The organism is Candidatus Leptofilum sp., from assembly GCF_965223285.1.
GTDB lineage: Bacteria > Chloroflexota > Anaerolineae > Promineifilales > Promineifilaceae > Leptofilum.
In genome coordinates, this window is the sequence record NZ_OZ244997.1 from 3577889 (window position 1) to 3597403 (window position 19515).

General features: G+C 50.0%; 14 protein-coding genes. 12 read left to right on the plus strand and 2 right to left on the minus strand.

The annotated features are described in order from the left end of the window. Positions 1–69 precede the first annotated feature (69 nt). From ACOQPU_RS16160 to ACOQPU_RS16180, 5 genes are all read left to right on the plus strand, one after another. A complete protein-coding gene (locus ACOQPU_RS16160) occupies positions 70–288 on the plus strand; it encodes a hypothetical protein (protein ID WP_420640865.1) in 219 nt (72 codons plus the stop codon). Positions 289–350: 62 nt separating this feature from the next. Beyond that, positions 351–563 carry a hypothetical protein gene (locus ACOQPU_RS16165; protein WP_420640866.1) on the plus strand — a complete coding sequence of 71 codons (213 nt, stop codon included), beginning with the start codon at positions 351–353 and terminating at the stop codon, positions 561–563. After that, on the plus strand, positions 550–846 hold the full coding sequence (locus tag ACOQPU_RS16170) for a hypothetical protein (protein ID WP_420640867.1): 297 nt from the start codon (positions 550–552) through the stop codon (positions 844–846). The genes ACOQPU_RS16165 and ACOQPU_RS16170 overlap by 14 nt, the downstream gene beginning before the upstream one ends. Before the next feature lie 273 nt (positions 847–1119). Further along, positions 1120–1824, plus strand: coding sequence for a sulfite exporter TauE/SafE family protein (locus tag ACOQPU_RS16175; RefSeq protein WP_420640868.1), 705 nt, complete (start codon positions 1120–1122; stop codon positions 1822–1824). 64 nt (positions 1825–1888) lie between these two features. Further along, positions 1889–3061 carry a choice-of-anchor X domain-containing protein gene (locus ACOQPU_RS16180; protein ID WP_420640869.1) on the plus strand — a complete coding sequence of 391 codons (1173 nt, stop codon included), beginning with the start codon at positions 1889–1891 and terminating at the stop codon, positions 3059–3061. A 41-nt stretch (positions 3062–3102) separates the two neighbouring features. On the opposite strand, the gene ACOQPU_RS16185 is transcribed toward ACOQPU_RS16180, so the two are convergent. Together ACOQPU_RS16185 and ACOQPU_RS16190 are read right to left on the minus strand one after the other, a co-directional pair. Beyond that, entirely contained in the window at positions 3103–3462 is a 360-nt protein-coding gene (locus ACOQPU_RS16185) for a carboxymuconolactone decarboxylase family protein (RefSeq protein ID WP_420640870.1), read from the minus strand. A 20-nt stretch (positions 3463–3482) separates the two neighbouring features. Continuing rightward, on the minus strand, positions 3483–4640 hold the full coding sequence (locus tag ACOQPU_RS16190) for an aminotransferase class V-fold PLP-dependent enzyme (RefSeq protein WP_420640871.1): 1158 nt from the start codon (positions 4638–4640) through the stop codon (positions 3483–3485). A 395-nt stretch (positions 4641–5035) separates the two neighbouring features. Here ACOQPU_RS16190 and ACOQPU_RS16195 point away from each other — a divergent pair, with 395 nt between their 5' ends. The 7 genes from ACOQPU_RS16195 (at position 5036) to ACOQPU_RS16225 (ending at position 19505) form a co-directional block, all read left to right on the plus strand. After that, complete coding sequence (locus tag ACOQPU_RS16195) at positions 5036–5914, plus strand: formylglycine-generating enzyme family protein (RefSeq protein ID WP_420640872.1); 879 nt, start codon at positions 5036–5038, stop codon at positions 5912–5914. A 185-nt stretch (positions 5915–6099) separates the two neighbouring features. Then, positions 6100–7137: an SIR2 family NAD-dependent protein deacylase gene (locus ACOQPU_RS16200; protein ID WP_420640873.1), complete on the plus strand. Its 1038-nt coding sequence runs from the start codon at positions 6100–6102 to the stop codon at positions 7135–7137. Further along, positions 7134–12119, plus strand: coding sequence for a pre-peptidase C-terminal domain-containing protein (locus ACOQPU_RS16205; protein WP_420640874.1), 4986 nt, complete (start codon positions 7134–7136; stop codon positions 12117–12119). Before ACOQPU_RS16200 ends, ACOQPU_RS16205 begins: the two co-directional genes overlap by 4 nt. A gap of 79 nt (positions 12120–12198) precedes the next feature. Then, positions 12199–15384, plus strand: a complete 3186-nt coding sequence (locus ACOQPU_RS16210; protein WP_420640875.1) for an NBR1-Ig-like domain-containing protein — start codon at positions 12199–12201, stop codon at positions 15382–15384. Between the two features lie 125 nt (positions 15385–15509). Then, positions 15510–17195 (plus strand): NBR1-Ig-like domain-containing protein, encoded by a 1686-nt coding sequence (locus tag ACOQPU_RS16215; RefSeq protein ID WP_420640876.1) that lies wholly within the window; start codon positions 15510–15512, stop codon positions 17193–17195. 27 nt (positions 17196–17222) lie between these two features. Further along, entirely contained in the window at positions 17223–18308 is a 1086-nt protein-coding gene (locus tag ACOQPU_RS16220) for a C39 family peptidase (RefSeq protein ID WP_420640877.1), read from the plus strand. 3 nt (positions 18309–18311) lie between these two features. Next, positions 18312–19505, plus strand: a complete 1194-nt coding sequence (locus ACOQPU_RS16225) for a hypothetical protein (RefSeq protein ID WP_420640878.1) — start codon at positions 18312–18314, stop codon at positions 19503–19505. Positions 19506–19515 lie beyond the last annotated feature (10 nt).

Consider the following 19515-nt stretch of genomic DNA (forward strand, 5'->3'; position numbering starts at 1 on the left):
TGTCGGGATAGTTTTTCCTTTATTTTTGCAGCGAGATAAATGCGAGAATAAATCCGTATGCTGCTGCCCATGAATAGTAAACCCGGGCGACGTTACTTTATTCTTTCGATCTGGTCTGAGCCATCTGGCGCAGAATCAGACGTTTGGCGCGGCTATGTAGAAACACCAAACGGCAAGCGCACCTATTTTGCCACCATCGAGCGACTGGCGGATTTGTTGCAGACGATGGGCTGGCGGCAAGAAACAACTTATCTGAGTCAAAGTAATCGCAGAAATTTATTTAAGTAATCGGCCAAAATCATGGTTTGCAAATTTCAAAAATGACTCGCCGATTACAAGGAGTAATAGAAATGAAAAATAGTAAATTATTGCAAGTTGGTTTGTTGGTTGTCATCGTCATTGCTGGCGCAACGCTGGCCACATCCTTTCCTTCGGCAGAAAGGCTCATTGTGCGGCTGACCGTCATTGCCGGGGCAGCAATTGTGCTGAATTTGTGGAGCATGTGGCGCGAAGGGCGCGTGCAGAAAAAGCAGGCCGCGGAGGCAAAAGATGACGCGGCTTAACGGGCTAGCGATTCTCTTTTTGTTTGGCAGTGCTGCCGTAGGCATGTTGGTGCAGCGGCTGGTGGTGCCGAGCAATGAGGCGGTGGCCGTTTTAATTGGCGGCACACTCATGCTGCTGCTGGATTTGGGCTATCGGCTGCGCAACGATGATTTTAACGGCCGTCCCAAATGGATCTCTATGAAGGCGGGCGCGTATTTGGCCTTTTTCCCGCTGTGGGGCTGGGGGCTGGCGTTGGTTGTGGTCGCGTTGGTTCAATTGGTGACTGGCCAGGAAATTATATAAGCAGGACTTACGCATTTTAGAAGCTGCGGCCGGTGTCTCACCGAGTCGCCTAGCTGGCTCGGTCAGGAGACTGGCCAGAGCATTGCGTAAGTCCTGTAAGTTGAAATGATGCGAGAAGTTGAACTTTCAATCGAGCAAGTGACCTGACATTTAGCAAAAAGTTCAACTTCTTTTTGAACATCTGATAGACGGCCGTTTCCTTCGCAAACAACAAGGAAACGGCCGTTTTTTTGTGCCTCCCTAAACTGCGGTTACAATCCGCCGCTTGCGCTTATGATTGTGACTCTGATTATCTTTCTAGCTATTTTTGTGCAGTCTGCTTCCGGTTTTGGGTTGGCACTGGTTTCTATGCCGCTGCTGGTGGGCGTGGTTGATGTGGAAACGGCCACGCCGCTGGTTGCCGTGGTGGCGATCACCACCGAAATCTTCATGCTGCGTCGCTACTGGCAAGACCTCAATTTTACGGCCGTCAAGCGGCTTACCCTGGCTTCCATTATCGGCATTCCTCTCGGCGTTTATATGCTGGGTAACGTCAACGCCCGAATTATCACCACCATGTTGGGCATTTTGGTTACCAGTTACGCCACCTATGCCCTCGTTTCGCCGCGATTGCCCAAGCTGTCTCAGCCCGGTTGGGCTTATGGATTTGGCTTTGTGGGTGGCGTACTCAGCGGTGCTTACAACGCCAGCGGCCCCCCTATCATTGTTTATGGCACCTGCCGCCGTTGGCAGCCTGCCGAGTTTAAAGGGAATTTACAAGGATACTTCTTCCTCAACAGCCTGGTTACGCTGGCGGCACATACGCTCAATGGCGGTTTTACGGCCGTTGTCTGGCAAAATTATTTGTGGGCATTGCCGGGGATTGGGTTGGGGCTGGTTTTAGGACGCTTGGTAGACGGCCGTGTCTCGCCAGAAAGGTTTCGCCAGGGGGTACTCATTTTGCTTATCTTGCTTGGCATCCGCCTAATTGTTGGCTGACGTTGTGATGAAGAATGCGTGAAGTCTCTTGTTGAAAAAGTGAGAACTCATTACACTGTCAACTATGGATGAGCAACAAGCAGTGGCTGAAGAAGAGCAAACCCCATCTTCGTCGAAAAGACGCCGCCACGGTGAGCGACGGTACCGTTTTGGGCCACGCAAACAGCGGAAGCGGCCTCAGCTGCCCTGGTGGCGTGAGGCATTGCTGGTTCTTTTATTGGCAACGGCCGTTCTTTTCATAATCAATCCTTTCGACAAATTGGCCCAAGCCCAGGCAACCGTGGCCCGCCCAAAAGAGCCGCTTGCCGTCACCCCGCCAGCAACTTCAGAAAGTGGTTACTGCGTCATTGGCGATTTTCAGGGGTGGCAGGGCAGTGATACCCCGCTATTTGATAATGGCACCTCCGGGGACCGTACTGCAGGCGACAACATTCATTCACGCACAGTACAGTTTGCCGAACCGGGGCGTTATTGGTGGCGGGTGCTGCCTTGTGGCGATTGGGATACGGCCGTGCCGGAAAAAGCTGCCTGGGTCTTTGTAACCCAACCCAACCAACCCATCACCTTCACCTTCAATCCGGCATTGGCTCCCAACAATTTGTGGCCCAGAACCTATGCCCTGACCGCCAACGATACGTTGCCTGCGCGGGTTGTTGCCGTTGGTACTTTCCAAAATAACCGCTGGGATAATGAAGACCCACTTACTGAAATGGATCCCATCAGAAATGGGCAATTCCAGCTTGCGTATCGCGTCCCCTTGCCTGGCACCTATGAAACGTATATGTCGGTACAAGGTCGCGGCGAAGGCATTGGGGCAAGCGGCCGTTCCCGAGAACCCGTCCCGCTAGAATTCAAAACGTCTTTCCCCGCAGAAATGGTTGTGTTCCAGTACGACGGCCGTACCGACCGCATTGCGGTTTTATATGGCATGCCCTGGTGGCTGAGCTGGCTTGGTTTTGGCTGGGGTGCCAGAATCATTGCGGCCGTTACCACCGTGGGGGCACTCGTTTTGGGTTTCCAAATTGCCTATAGTCGAACCGTTTTACGCCCACAGTGGCAATTAAGTGCGGGCTGCCCCAACTGCGAACAGCACAATCTTCGGCGTATTGGCCGCGAAACGGCCGATTATCTACTAGACACAGTCGGCATTCCCGTGCGTCGTTACGAATGCCTCAACTGCGGCTGGGAAGGTCGCCGCATCTACCGCCATCACCATCGTCGGTCGAACAACTTGTAATCAGTAGGTCAGTAATCGGTAATCTGTGTGACACTAACTGGTCACTGATTTCCAGCTCTTTCTCGTAATAAATCAATCGTCTCAATGGCGTGCCGCAGATGGGGAATAACGATGCTGCCACCCACAACCAGCGCCACATTGAGCGCATCCACAATTTCTTCATCAGACCAGCCCGCATCTATACATTGAATCAGGTGGTAATCAATGCAGTCGTTGCAGCGCAAGACGGCCGACGCGACCAGCCCAAGCAGTTCTTTGGTGTTGCTGGGCAATGCGCCGTCTCGGTAAGCGGCCGTATCCAGATTGAAGAATCGTTTTACCCCCAAATGGTCCAGCGACATGACGCGCTCATTCATTTTCTGGCGGTACGCTTCAAATTGATCTAATCGTGTTTCAGACATGTGTTTTCCTCAATTATTTGTTAAGTATGTTTTGGCAAAAGCGTGGTTAATGCGTCTAATAAAGTGTCGATGTCGGTGGGCATATTGTACGCCTGCACGGAGATGCGAATGTAGTGACGGCCGTTCCACACCACAATCGGCACCTCAACGTTAAACGCTTGCAGCAATGCGCCCTTAAACGCTTCCGGATCATGCAGCTGCGGCAAAGGCACGGTGGCCATTTGACTGTAGAAACCTTCACCATCTTCAGGGTAAATAGACGCCAATCCGGTAAGGGCGCAGATGCGGTTAATCGCTTCGGTGAGTAATTTATGGCAACTTTGGCGAACGGCCGTCCAGTTATGCGCCTCCTGAAACTGAATTGCCGCCGGAACCGCCAGGTAAGCCGACACATCATTCGTACCTAGCCATTGATTGTAATCCAGAAAATCAGAGCCAAACGACAGCGTTCTTTCCGGCCCCCAACCCCAGCCAACCACCAGCGGCTCAATAAGCGGCTGCCGAACAGTCCGTGCATATAAAAATGCTGACCCCTTCGAGCTGCACAGCCATTTATGCAGGTTACCAAAATAAAAATCCGGATCGATAGCCCGTAAATCCAGCGGCAGTTGCCCCGGCACGTGCGCCCCATCAATCACCGTGATGATCCCCGCTTGCCGGGCTCGGCGGCAAATTTCGGCTACGGGAAAGCAAACGGCCGTCGAGGAGCTAATATGGCTGAGAAAGATAACGCGGGTGCGATGGGTAACGCCCTGCCAAAGCTGCTCGACGATCGCTTCTGGCGTAGTCACCGGCACGGGAATTTGCTGGCACTTGTACTGAAACCCGCGTTTCTGACTGAGAAATTGCCACACGTTGTCACATGCACCATATTCGTGATCGGTGGTCAGCACTTCGTCATCTGGCCCTAAAGCTAGCGACCGGGCCACAATATTCAGGCCAAACGTCGCATTGGGAATAAATACGAGATCGTCCGCATTGGCTCCCAAGAAGTCGCCTAATTGCTGGCGAGCGTGCGCCAAATGCTCCCATAGCTCTTGTTGAATGAACTGAACTGGCTGACGCTCCAAGCGTAGCTGCCACGCCTGATAGTCGGCAAATACAGCCTTGGGCGTAGCGCCAAACGAGCCGTGATTTAGAAAAACAACGTCAGGGTCGAGCAAGAACTCTGTTTTCAAAAGATTAGTCCTCTCAGAACAGTGCAGATTAGTAATGTTGTGTCAGGGATTTTACTCGTAAAAGGGGCTTCGATACGATTTTGCGCCTCATTTCACAAAGTTGCTCCCCACCCTTAAATCCTTTATTCTCTTTGTATTGTAAAAGTGGGAAATTTTTTTACCGCTTTCAAACATCCAACCATAATGATGCGCGCATGAGCCGTAACGATTGCCAATCGCCCAGTCACATCTTGCCCAAGATCGTCCAAAGCGAATAGTTTTGTCGGGAATACGGCCGTCACGCGCTCACACCGTGTCCTTCAATTGTGCAGGCGATGGCAAACCTGCGCACAAATTAGCGATAGAGTAACGATAGTCCAGTAGCCTCTACTGAAACACACCTCAGGATATCTACAATGACAAAAAAAAGTGAATACAGTCAGCAAGGACAACGTGTTGACGGACATCAGGCAAACATTGCAGGCGATGGCAATATTGGCCGGATTGGCAATACATACCATATTGCTAAAGCGCAATTTGATCTTCCCCCCAAGCTGATTGAGCAAATTCTGACGCTGAATGATCGACAACACCAGGAAGACTTCACCGTTTCTGAGCTGCAAACGGAAACGTGGGAACCTGATACTCTTTTTATTGGGCCAGGCACGTTTCAGATGGGCAGCCAGCCAGGTGATGGCATTCCATTTTTTGAAACACCTCAATTTGACATGACTTTGCCTGCCTATCGAATCGGTAAATACCCGGTAACCAATGAACAATACAATTACTTCTTGGATGCGACAAACGGAGACGTGCCTTCGGAGCTAGGCTGGCAAAACGGCAATGATCCCTCTGAAGAGCAAAGCCATCTGCCAGTAAAAGGGGTGACCTGGTATGATGCCCTGGCTTACTGCTCTTGGCTCATTCAGGAAACAGAACGGCCGTACACCTTACCGTCCGAAGCCCAATGGGAATTAGCCGCCAGTTTGCCTATGGAAATGATAGGCAGCGTTCGGGAATGGACAACGTCGCTATGGGGACGCAACCGTCGTCACAACCTCGATTCTATTAGCAAATACCCTTGGAAAGAAGGCCAGGAAGAGTGGAGGCCAAACAGTGGGCATGATTTTCTTAAGGAAAGTCGGCAAATTCGGCGGGTAACGCGGGGGGCTTCTTTGCTTCCCGACACCCCTTTTAGAGTGACGCGGCGCGAATCGGAACTGCCTTATATGCGCGGGATGAAAAACGGCCGTATCGGCTTTCGCGTGGTACTCAACTGGGAGACAGCAACATGAGAACAAGACCATTGCGGCGTGGAGACGTCCTGGCGCGGCAACGCGGCCCCAAAAGCCAACCGAGTAAAGATTCGTTTTTCAAAAAACGGTGCAAAGATATTCAAGACGGCAAACTGATTCCAATTATTGGCGACACCATACGTAATGCCCATATTTTTGACCACGATGCCGACCAGAATCTGGGTGTGGAGACGGCCGAAAACAGAGCCGATTCCTTTATTGATTATGACAAGCTGAACGTGACAGAAGAGCTAACCCAAAGTTGGGCCAATGGCGGCACATATTTAGAAGGCAAAGAAGAACCTATCACCTACCCACTTACAGATAATATTCGTATTGCCCGGGTGGCTCAATTTTATGCCCTGGTTCATAACGAGCCACTCACCGCCAAAGAAGATTATCTCTCCTTCCTAAAAGATGAATTGATTGGCATTGCTTATGATGTCGCTGAGATGAAAAAAGATAATGAAGAGATGGCCTTTATTCAACAATTGGCTCAGGAATCAACATTGTCCTACTCAGACCTTGTGACTGAGCTAGATTACCCCCAATTTCCCGAAGGCCAAGAGGATCCTTTGCAAATATTGGCTCGTTTGCCAATCAAAGTTTATATCACAACCAGCTACCATGATTTTATTGAGCGGGAACTGGAAGCCGCAGGCAAACATCCACAAAGTCGTCTTTGCTTTTGGAATATGGCACCGGAGAATTTGGCTCCAGAACACCGACCACACCCAGATTATAAACCAGACAAGAACCACCCGGTCGTTTACCATTTGCTGGGCATGGAACAATACCCGGCTTCCATGGTTTTGAGTGAAGATGATTATCTAGATTTGTTGTGGGCCATTGCTCGGGATGAAAAAGGGCAAAGCCATAATGGTGATAGCATTATTCCCCCCTATTTTGAACATGTATTAAAAGAGTCCTCTTTATTGCTGCTGGGCTACAGATTACATGACTGGGACTTAAAAGTTCTATTTCGAGGGCTACTACGAGGGGATGAAGGGTTTGTCAAGCGCCGTCGCTCTAGCACGGCTATTCATATTGATTTAGATGAACAGCCGATGATCAATGACAAAGAAAAAGATCGAAAACAGGCTGAAAAATATATCAAATCCTACTTCAAGCAAGCCTCTTTTGATGTGAAGTTTAGCCGATCAGATGACTTTATCAATGCGTTGTGGCAAGAATGGTTAGAGTGGATTGGAGCAAAATCATGAGTTCTCAGCGGCCAAATTTAGCACATGACCATAATCCTTATGTTGGGCCGAAGTCTTTTGCCCGCAACCAATTCAACTTGTTTAAGGGGCGCAGCCGAGAAACAGATGAGTTGCATTCTCTTTTATTGGCTAGGCGGCTTGTGCTTTTTTATGCTCAATCCGGCGCGGGTAAGACTTCTCTGCTCAATGCCGGTTTGATTCCTGCCCTGGAGAATGCCCAAGAAGAGTTCGAGGTATTGCCAATTGGGCGCGTAGGTGATTCGGTTGAGCCCCCTGGCAATGTAAAAAATATTTTTGTCTTTAACCTCCTCATGAGTCTAGGGATAATTAAACAACCAGAACAGTTAGCCGCTCTTCGTTTGAGTCAATTTTTGCTCGATCTCATTTTTGATGGTGAAGAATTTATTTATGCCAACGAAAACGGGGGGCATTTTTATTCTCCAGAAGAAGATGATGAATGGAATGAGGAAGAGGCATTTGCGCTGGTTAAACCACGCGTTTTAGTTATTGATCAATTTGAAGAAATTTTTACCGTTCACCCAGAATATGAGCAGGAGCGGATTGCTTTTTTTCGCCAACTCTCAAAGGCAATGTCTGAGGATCCTTATTTATATGTTCTCCTGAGTATGCGCGGCGACTATGTTGATCGGATTTCTCCTTATGTTCACTTGCTACCAAATGGGTTACGCTCTCGGTATAACATGGAGCGTATGCGGGAAACGGCCGCTCTCCAGGCAGTCAGCTTACCGGCTAAGGAAGCAGGACGACCGTTTGTTCCTGAAGTTGCTCAAAAATTAGTGAACTATCTGCGCCGTGTGCAGAGCAACACAGCTACGACAGAGAAGCTAGACCCTTACGTAGAAGCTGTGCAACTCCAGGTCGTTTGCATGCAGTTATGGCAAAGTTTAAGGGATGTTTCAGGCGAAAACATCACAATGGATAATGTGGAACAGGTAGCCCGGCAATACGTGAGGCAGTCGCAACATCGGGGGGATGACAGCAGGACAGCCGTAACCAACGAAGACCCCCTGGCACTATTTATTGACACAGCGTTAGCCAGCTACTATGAACAAGCCGTGGCCGGTATCTTAAATGACCCAACTTTGCCCCCAATTGATGAGCATCAGCTGCGCGACTGGTTTTCAAAAAAGCTCATTACGAAGGCTGGCACGCGCAGCTTGTTGCCGCGTGGCGAAGAGGAAACAGAGGGGATACCGGAGACGGCCGTTGCTCTGCTAGACACCACGCATCATATTATTCGGGACGACATGCGCGGGGGACGGCCGTTTATCGAACTCGTGCACGACTCCTTTGTAGAACCCATCCTCAATGCCAACCTCCATTGGCAAGAAAACCTTAACCGCCAAACGCCGTGGCTCAATGCGGCATTCCTTTACAAGCAAACAAAAGACCCTGCCCTGCTGCTAAGAGACGACAGCCTAAAAGCCGCGCAACAGCAGGCAAAAACTATGCAAAGCCTGCCAGATGAAGCAAATATCTACCTGAACGCCAGCCAAGAAGCCCAAGAGGCTAGAGAAACAGAGCAGCAGGCAAAACAACAAAAGCAACAATTAGAACACGAACGAGCCATTGCCGAGGAGCATCGTAAACAGGCAGATTTACAGCAAAAACGTGCTGAAGAAGCAATGTCTGCCAAAGCCAGACAAAGCAAATTAACGACTGCCGCAGTCGTGCTTACGGTTCTGGCAATGATTGTCGGCATTTTTGCATCTATGCAGAGGCAAGAAGCACAAGATGCCGCAGCCACCGCCGTAGTGGCTCAGGGTGTAGCGGAGGCAGAAGCCACCAATGCAGCCATCGCAAAATTTGAAGCCCAGGATGCAGCGGCAGCGGCAGCAACTGCCCAGGCCGAAGCAGAAGCCGCTCAAGTGGACGCACAGCAACAAGAGTACATAGCAGATTCATTGCGACTGGCAGCCCAAGCCGAAGAATACTTAAATAATTCTCAAGCAGTTAGTGCGGTATTGCTAGGTGTTGTTGCGAACCAAACCATTACAAGTGCCCAATTTGAAACAACAGATAATCTTTCTATAAACTCAGCCCAAGATTTTTCTCAAGGCGTTTTACTTGAAGCACTTTTTTACGCGCAGCAATCTAATCAAGCTGAAACTGATCAGGAAGACACTCTTTTTAGTCGCACATTCTCAGCACCAACAGAAACGCTTTCAACACTTTTTCCCGGACCCCAAGCCAATACATTGGCTACGCTCCAAGAGGGTGCAATTGTTTATTGGTCAATTGATGAATTGATTACACAAACAGTTGAGCTACCGTCCTCAAACATCACAATTACCCAGGCTACCATTGATCAAAATAACTCAAGTCTCGCGGTTGCAACTAACAAAACGGTGAATGTTTTTCCTCTTACAGATGGTGCAATCGGCGAGAGCATCACTATTGAGGCCATGACAGAACAAAATGAAGACCCGTCAATCTCAACCATGACCTTCAATGCAAACGGTACTGTTCTGGCTATCGTCGCTTGTGCCGAAGCAAATGAACCGGCATCTGATGAACAAGAAGGTACAGGAACGGGGAGTAGCCAGGGAGATGGAAACGAAACGGCCGTTTGCCAGATACAAATTCATCATCTTTCAGACGGCGCGCCACTGACATACTCTTGTCAATTACCGCTTCCCAACATTACGGCCGTTGCCTTTTTTGACAATGAACATCATCTGGTGTGGAGTGGTCAACAAAACGAAACGAGTAACTCTCAACTCTTCATTTTAGATTATGAAATTTGCGAATCTAAAGCTGTTCCTGTGCCAACCTCGCACAACATTCAATCAATTGCTCTTCTTCCAGAAGTCGAAGACCAGAGCAGCTTACTTGTGACCTCTGGAGGTAGCTCGTTACAATGGTGGCGAGTTGATAAAGAACAGATCCACCTCCATCAATTAGGTTCGCTTCTGCCTGCTGCAAACAGAATCAAAAATGGCTTGTTTTTGCCCAGCCAGCAAGCCTATCTAACCCTTGATGATCAAAATAACATCGTTTGGTACGAGGCAAATTTATCGTCTTGGCCGCAAATAGGATGTGGCCTAGCTAATCGCAATTTCACCCAAGAAGAATGGGAAAATGCCTTTCCCTTAGACCCTTATGAACAAACCTGCAAAGAATATTACGATTTTGGCCCCCATATCTCCTTGGCCCTCAATGCCCTTGACGAAGCTAAAATCAGTTTACAGCTGTGCAACATAACAGAAGCTGAAAAAGATTACATTTATGCCAGTGAAATTGCTCAAGAAGCGGATAATGAGGATATTCTAAACCTTGACTTCTCCTCTTGGGCATTAGCAGAGTTATTAAGTCAACACATTCTAGATCCCTCATCATGCCAATTAAATGAAAATGACACGCTACAAGCCCTTGTGGAAAGTAATATAATTGCTAGCGACCTTATTGATATTGCCGATATCATTGCCAGCGGGAAAGATTTTCTTGACCAAGATCTGAACGGTGATGCCTTATCTGAATACGAAAAAGCCTTCAATCAAATAACAACGCTTCTGCCCGAGAAATATCACGAGGTATTCAATCACAACATTATCTTTGATTATGGACTCATATGTGCCCTTGGTGATGCTTCTGATTATGAAATTGCTTGCAATCGTTTAGCTGGATTTGCCAAATCCCTCTCAACAGGAACGCCTATCGTCTCCACAACCCAGGCACAACAGGTTTGGGCATTTGACGGGGAAGTTGGCGATATATTCTCTATTTCCATGAATACAACAACAGATACGCTAGATCCCTTCCTGATTATATTCGATTCAGATGGTATTTTAGTTGATTTTAACGACAATGATGGAGAGAGTTTTAATTCATTAGTTCCGACTCTAATCCTTACTTCAGCTGAACAATACATCATTCTCGCCACCAGAATTGATATGTCTTTCGGTTCTTATGAACTTGAGATAACCCAAGGGGTTCCCAAAAATGTTTTTCTTGGCTCAACAAATTCAGCCCATACTGACGATACCCAACTTTGGGTATTTGAAGGACGGGCAGGCGACTTTGTTACCATCGCGATGAATGCAGTTGATGAGGCTCTTGACCCCTATCTCACCTTGCTCGATTCAAACGGCAATGCGTTGATGGAAGACGATGATAGTGGCGGCAATCTCAACGCTTTAATCATCAGCTTCCCACTTATTGACACAGGTCAACATTATATTCAGACCACTGGCTTGGGTAGTTCTACAGGAGAGTACGAGCTTGTGGTTACAAGAGGAAAGCCTTCAGAAATTTCATTGAATACAAGCGAAACCGCTAACACTGAAGAGTCGCAAGTGTGGATTTTCAAAGGGCTGGCGGGGGACTTTGTCACCATCAGGATGAATGCAGTTGATGGTGAACTTGACCCGCATCTCACCCTGCTCGATTCAAACAACAATTTGTTAATGGAAGATGATGACGGTGGGAGCAATCTTAATTCTTTGATTGAAGATTTTCCGATTTCTGAATCAGGCCAATACTATATTCGCGCCACTGGCTTGGGTGGCAGTGAAGGGGAATATGAGCTTAGGGTTGAAACAAACCTTATTCTGGCCGCCTTAGAACAAATTGAGCAGGGAGAAGTCGCTGCAGGTTTAGCCCAGCTGCAAGCTATTGATGCCTACGCGGAACCCAATCACTTGTCAGCTCAAGATTATAATCAGATTTGTTGGTGGGGCAGCTTGTGGGGCTTTGCGGAAGAAGTGTTGTTTGCGTGTGAAACGGCCGTTTCCCTAGAGCCAGAGCACGGCGGCATTGCCGACAGCTACGGGGTAGCCCTTGCTTTACTTGGTAATGAGGAAGAAGCGGTTATTTACTTCCGTCAATTTATTGAATGGGGGGAAGGGTTTAACACAACATTGCGAGAAGAATGGATTGAAGAGTTAGAAGCAGGTCGTAATCCATTTATTGTCAATGGTGAAATAAACGAAGAACTGCTGGAACTTCTCCGCAATGAATAAAACACCCTCAAAGGGTAATCGCTTTTCTAAAAAGATCGACATCTCTAACAAGTTAAAAATATTGCAGACAGGAGACAACATGAGCACACGTACACGCAGGAACCAGGCAGAAGCCGCCGGGTTTGAAGCCATTGATGTTGATTTAGACAACGTCGCAGCAGGACAAACCTTCCAGGCCAAATGGGGGTTCAAAAACACCGGATCAACCACCTGGGACGACAGATTCCAGCTCGTTTACACAGAAGCACCCCACCCAGAAACAGCCAACGTCCCCCGATCACAATTGGGAATGCAATCTGTTCAGCCACTGGGGCAGCTTTCCAATATTCGTGCCGTGAAGCCGGGCGAAACGGTTTGGGTGACGCTGCGCTTCACCGCTCCCCAAAAGGCAGGAACGTTTGCTACAAACTGGCAGCTGCAATCGCCCGATGGCCGGCGGTTTGGGCCAGTGCGCTGGATGCGGCTGGTGGTTCCCAAAACCAGTGGCGCGTCGCTGGCATACAGCATGGTAGATTTTCGTAACAGCGTGGCTAACTTCAATAACATGCAGCCGGGGCAGCAATTTACGGCTAAATGGACGCTGCAAAATGTGGGTACGGCCGTCTGGACAGGCGACTTCCAAATTGCGTATGTAGAAACAGGCGTACCCGATACCCAAACCCGCACCGCCACCCCGATGGGCGCGCCCACCACAGCTACACTGCGCGATCTCACAGGGAAAACACAGGTAAACCCGGGCGAAATGGTAGAGATCGCCATGCCCCTAACCGCGCCAACCATAGCTGGAGCCTATGCCTTCCATTGGCAACTGCGCGACGGGCGAGGCAACGTCTTTGGCGACATTCGCTGGCTGGCCATTGGTGTGGGCCGCCAACTACCCACAGAAATACCCATCAAGCCAATCAGCGACCAGCAAGTGGCGTTCGGCATGAACGTCAACATCAACGACGGCCATCCGCTGGATGCCGAGCGCATGAATGGCCTTGGCTGGGTGCGCTTTGTCTTTTGGGCCTCACGCCTGCAAAAAACACCAGAGCAAGCCTACCAGGAACGGTATCGGCAAATCATCCAAACGTATGCCAACAAGGGCATTCGCTCACTCATCATTTTGCACCAGGACACCTTTTGGGGAAATGCGCCGTGGGATAACGGCGGCTGGGATGCATATGCCCAGCAGTTTGGCGAAGCGTGCGGCCGCGTGGCGCGGGTCTGTGCTGAATTTGGCGATATGGTCGCCTACCAAATTCATAATGAGCAGGACAGCGAATTTGGCAACGACAAAGGCAACAAAAATCATTCCGCAATTGGCATTGCCCCGGCTAACTATGCCAAAGTGTTGCAGCAAGCGGCGGCTGCGATTCGACAGGCGCATCCCGGTGCGCCAATTATTTTTGGCGGTCTAAAAACGGGGCCAGACAATGCAATTGAGTACGTGCGGCAGGTGCAACAGGCATTAGGGGGCGAGTTACCCGTCGATGCGCTGGCTTATCATCCATACGGCCGTTACGTTAAACTCGCCCTCTTCAATTATGGAACCATCGGCAAGCTAGGCGATGCGCTGGATTTGTTCAAACGCGCCTACCCCAACATTCCGCTGTGGATTACCGAAGTGGGTGCGGCGGCCGACATCCACATCGGGGCGGAGCATTATGCCAACATTGGCACCTACCTGCGGGAATTTGTAAACGAGGTAGCCAACAACTACAGCGATTACGTCCAGGCACTCATCTGGTTTGGCTGGACGGACATCATGCGCAATTCAGGTATTCTCACGGCCGATAATAAACCCAAAGCACACATATTTGATGCCTTCGTCGCCATGCGCGACCGTTACAAAGAAGCAGCCAAGTCGGTTGATTTGTTTGCCGAAAAATCAGAAGCAACCTTTGCATCATTCAGCTCCACCCAAGCAAATTTGGATGCCGTGCCAGCGGGCGCGTCCTTTACCTGTCGCTGGACGTTCAAAAACAGCGGCACGACTACTTGGGATAAAAATTACAAGTTGGTTTACGTGCCGCGCGGCAGCAATCCAGACCCGATGATCAGAAAAAAACGCATTCCCGTGACGGAAGCTGGCGGTTTTACCCAACTAGAACCAGATGAAACGGCCGTGTTTACCCTCGACCTGACCGCGCCAGAAAAGGACGGCCGTATCTACCGCAGCTTCTGGCAAATTCAAGACCCGCAAGGCAAAGCGTTTGCCCACTTCTACGTAGACATCACCGTTGTGCCCGCCCCCCCGGTTGGCACCTCGGCCCGTACCCCAGATATGACCTTCCTAGCCGACCACACCGTCCCCGATTACGAGAAAATCGTAGGGGGTACCGACTTTAACAAACAGTGGCGCGTTAAAAACAGCGGCACTCGGCAATGGGGAGATGGCTTCCACCTGGTGTATGTAGAGGGCGATTTTGAGATGGCCCGCAGCAATGCCTCACACGTCGTGCCCGTCGCCAAACCAGGCGACGAGGTCATCCTGACCGTGCCCATGACTGCGCCACAAAGCAAGCAGGGCGAAGTCTATTCCGTTTGGCGGCTCAAAGACGACCGAGGCAACTTCTTTGGCGATCCGCTGTGGGCTAAAATTGTCGTCACCGGCAGCACAGCCATTGTTGGTTCCGCCACTGGCAGCTCTCCGCTTGCCAAGCTGCTGGCAGACCAAACAATGTGGTATTCACAAGTTGACCCGCGCTGGCGCAACGATCAGCTAGGCTTTGGCCGGGAAACAATCGGCACCTGGGGTTGCCTGATGACCTGCATGTCGATGGCACTTTCTGCCAACGGCACCCGCCTCACACCACAAGAGATGAACCAGAAACTAAAAAACAAACCGGCCGACCAGGGCGGATTTAGCCCGAACAGTTCAGTCACGCCCTTCCTGGCTCCAGCCTATCTTGGTGGTCTACAATACAACAAAAATGTGAAGTCGTGGCCGAACAAACAGGTAGATTGGGCCGTCTGGACGGGCGAAAATCCCATCAGCCGAATCGACAGTGCGTTGGCAAAAGGGCACATCGTGGTGGCACAGGTAGATACGCGGCTAAATACCGCTTTTGTGGATCAGCATTGGGTCGTCATTATTAAGCGATCTGGGGACGATTACCAAATTATCGATCCGCTGACGCCGCCAACGGCCGCAAACCGGATCACCTCGCTCAAAGCGCGGTACATGAACCACATCCCATCCCAATCAGCCGAAACCAATCTGCGGAACGCCATTATTTCCACGATGGTGTACACCAAGCCGAGCGGGTCTGGCAGTTAAGTTTAAAATTTACCGGAATTAACTATATGTCACACAAAGTCGCTAAGATTTTCTCCTTTGCGCCTCAGCATCTTTGCGTGAGGTTATTTATTTCCAACAATGTTCTTGTATGACGGAGAATTGCCATGAAATCAAATCAGCCACAGGCATCGCTTCTCTCAATGGAAACCTTTGCCAATTTGGACCAACTTGTGCCGGGAGAACCGTTTTCAGTGACGTGGGTTTTGGTCAACAGCGGTGAGTCGGCTTGGGAAGATGTCGCCTTAGCCTTTGCAAATGAAGCCACGCCCGCTGACACCGAACTTCCCTACACCAATCTTGCACAGGAAAGTCGCTTTTCATTAGAAGCACTCGGGGCAGGAAAAACGCTTACACCAGGCGAAACAGCTTATCTAACACTCGCATTCACGGCACCGGGTGAACCGGGGGCTTATTTTACGGGGTGGCAACTGCAAACGGCCGTTGGCGAACCATTTGGCCCCATCTGCGAACTGCTCACCATTGTGGTGCCTGGCGAGGCCAAAGCATTAACCGAATTTGATTATCAACTGATAGAATTTAGCAACAGCGTGCCAAATTATAACGCTATGGAACCAGGCACCGCTTTTACGGGAAGCTGGCTCCTAAAAAATACAGGAATGAATAGCTGGTCTGGCGATTTTCAGCTCGTTGCCTCGGCGGAGCTTCAAGCGGACACACGGGATGCCCGTTTTAGTCAAATGGGCGCGCCGCACATGGCTTCCCTACGCGACCTATCTGGTTTGGATTCTGTGCCGCCAGACGGCACGGTAACTCTCAGACTCGCATTTAAGGCCCCAGCCAGCCCTGGTGTTTACGCTTACCATTGGCAGCTTCACGATTCAGCAGGACGGCCGTTTGGCGGCAAGCGTTGGCTGCGAATTGTGGTCAAAGGTACGAGCCAGCCCCAGCCCACGCCAGCCCCAACACCTACAACCCCATCCGATGCGTATGTTTATGGGGGAACGGCCGTAAAATTCTTCACCGGCATCCACGGCCCTGCCGACGACTGGATGTGGAACGATGGTGCCTTCCAAAAAATGATGACCAAGCTGGCCATGTCCGTCTTCTTTTGGTCGCAAGGAGCCAACGGCGACCACGCCCACTTTGGCGACAAAACCAAAAACGCCGTGCGCCTTTACTGGAACCCACGCGCCGTTTCCGCAGACGAAGCGTACCGCGAAGTGGCTAACGACCAGCTGCGCAACTGGTGGAACAAGGGGTATCGCCGCTTTGTCTTCTTCAACGAGCCCCAGTTTGGCAAAGAAATTGCCAAAATCGAAGAAGGTATGGGCATTTCCTGGCACAACAAAGAGCAATTTGCCAGCTTCCTGGCCCGCTGCCTACAGTTGGCCAAGCAAGAGTTTCCCGGCATTCAGCTATTCACCACCCCCATGAGCTCCAACGCCGCCTTTGATCCCTGGGGCTGGCGCACCGCCATGTGGGCCGCCGTGAAAAGCCATGTCGATGGCTGGTGCATGCACGCCTACAGCGGCGACAACGCCAATGCCGACGCAGCCGCGCAAAACATTGCCGATCAAGTCATTGCCCTACAGCGTCGCTTTCAGCTACAAATTCCTATCATCATCAGCGAAGCCTCTGTCAATCGCGGCAATGATGCCGCTCAAAAAGCTCGTGTTGCCCACCTGCTACATCAAAAACTGTCACAGGTGCCTGGTGTTGAAGGTGTCTTTTGGTACGCTGCCGACTGGAACCCAGATTTTGACACACACCATGAAGGCTGGTTCCGTAACGGCATCGCCGATGCTTATTTGCAGCAGCGCAATTCATAATAATAGTTTCCAAACAAAGGAGAAAACATGCCTCAACTAGAAATTCCGTACCGTTCTCAATGGGACAATGACGCCAAATTTAACAACTCCGATTGTGGCCCAACCTGCACAGCCATGCTTCTGAACTACTTCGGCAAAAGTGCTACGCCAGACGGCATCTACGACGATCTGCCACCAAAAGGCCCGAATGATTTCACATTTGTCTGGGAGTTGGTCAATGTTTTCAAGAAGCATCAGGTAACCGCCACCAACATTCAGTACGATGCCAAAGCAACCGCCTTTTACCATCTGCGGGCCAACATTGATGCAGGTAAGCCTATGATCGCCCTTGTTAAATACCAGCCATGGATTTCGGCCACGGGCAACAGTTACAAGTGGGGGCATTTTGTCGTCATTTCTGGGTACACAGACACGCACGTTTTGATGCACGATCCACTTTTTGGCATGTGGGCATTACGCAGCAAAGGGGCTCATTTTGCTTTGCCCAATGATCTATTTGCGGCTGGCTGGGGTGGCTTTACCAACAATGAGAATCCCAACTGGGTGTGCATCATTGCTGGGGACGGCAAACCTGCCGCGGCGGCCGAATCTGCACCGACACCGGCTCCCGCACCAGTGCCTGTTGCCCCACCAAAGCCAGCCGCACCCGCCGCACCAACGGAGCCGGTTGCCGATGAAGAGCGGCGGATGCGTGCCCTGGCCGCCTACCGCTGGACGGAACCTCCTGTAACTGAGGCAGAAAAGCAGCTTTGGCGCACCCACCTGGGCGATTTTGCGGAATCATACACGACGCACACGGTGAAATCAGGCAATACGCTGGTGGGCTTAGCGGCTCAGTTTTATGGTGAGCAACATCGCTGGCCCACCATCAAATCGTTCAATGGGCTAACCCGCGAGGGGCTGATGCTGGGTGAAAAGCTGTTGATTCCGCATTTGGGGCAAAGTGGGGCTGGTACAACCACTGCCCTGCCCAGCGATACGATTGATAAAGCCAAAGCACTTGGTCTCGATGAGATTGTAAACCCGGATCTGCCCGCGTTGGATTACAACGAGCTGGGCAAAAATTCAGTCGGCATTGGCTTTGGAGAAGGTGTGGCCAACCAAACAGGATAGAAAATGGGTGAACCTGAACACAAGCAACGGGATACGGCCGTTCACGGCGATGTTGTTGGTGGTGACAAACTAACGGTTGGAGATATAGAAAACGCCAAAGGTGTTGCCATTGGTCAAGGAGCTTCTGTCACAATCAATGAGATGGCAAAGAAGTATTGGTACTTGCTGATACTGAGCCTGGTTCTCGTCATTGTTGTTATTTTAGCATTGCCAACGATTAACGAGATTTTGCCGGAGAGACGGCCGTCGCTTCAAGTTGAGCAAGAAATAAAAGAGTTGCCTATAGGTTCTGAGTTACAAGATGTAAGCGTCAATGAGAACATGACCTTCTTGGCAACCCGTCAGGGAATTGTTTGGCTGAACAGTGAAACAGGTGGCTCAGACCGAATATTGAGTGACTATTGGGTTACGGCCGTTGCCGCTAATTCAAACAATAACGAGCACATTTGGTTCGGAACCGATGAAGGTTTGGTCGGAATATATGACTTAGATGCTGACATATTTCAGGAAGTAGAACACCCACTTTTACAGAATTGGATTACAGCAATCCATGAAGATCAATACGGTGCTGTTTGGATCGCTGATTCAGAAAATGGTCTCTTGAAAATTTCTAATGATGCCACTCCTGAAGAATTTCCCTTGCCTGGAGAGCAAACACCGATCAGAGAGTTAGTCGTATTTACCACAAGTACAGGCGATGCACTTATTGCTTTAACCCGAAGGGAGATAAATATATGGTATGACAATGAATGGCAGACCCCATTGAACGTCCCTGGCACAGGCTTTGCAAACAGCATTACTTCAGACGGGAAAAACACTGTTTGGTTTACAAAAAACGATGAGGTCATCCGGTTGCGTATTCCAGAAAATTTCAACCGCAATGAGATCGAATATAGCCTTACTGCTTGTAAACCCATCGAAAACAACATTTCCACAGGAATGGCCATTGACATAGAATATGGTTCCGGCTTTGTCTGGCTTGTTAGTCAAGGAGGGTTAGCACGATCACAAGCTAATAACAGCGAGGTGAATGATTGTGGCGTGTGGGTGTCTGCAGATGGCGACACCTTGCCAGCATGGGATGAGTTACGAGCTGCCGAAATAGGCGTGTTTTGGGGGTCAGGCTGTAACCCAATCCTATGGGTTGTTGAACAATCAGAACTCAGATATCGAAAACTAAGGCTTTTGGAATGCTGATTGTCAAGGA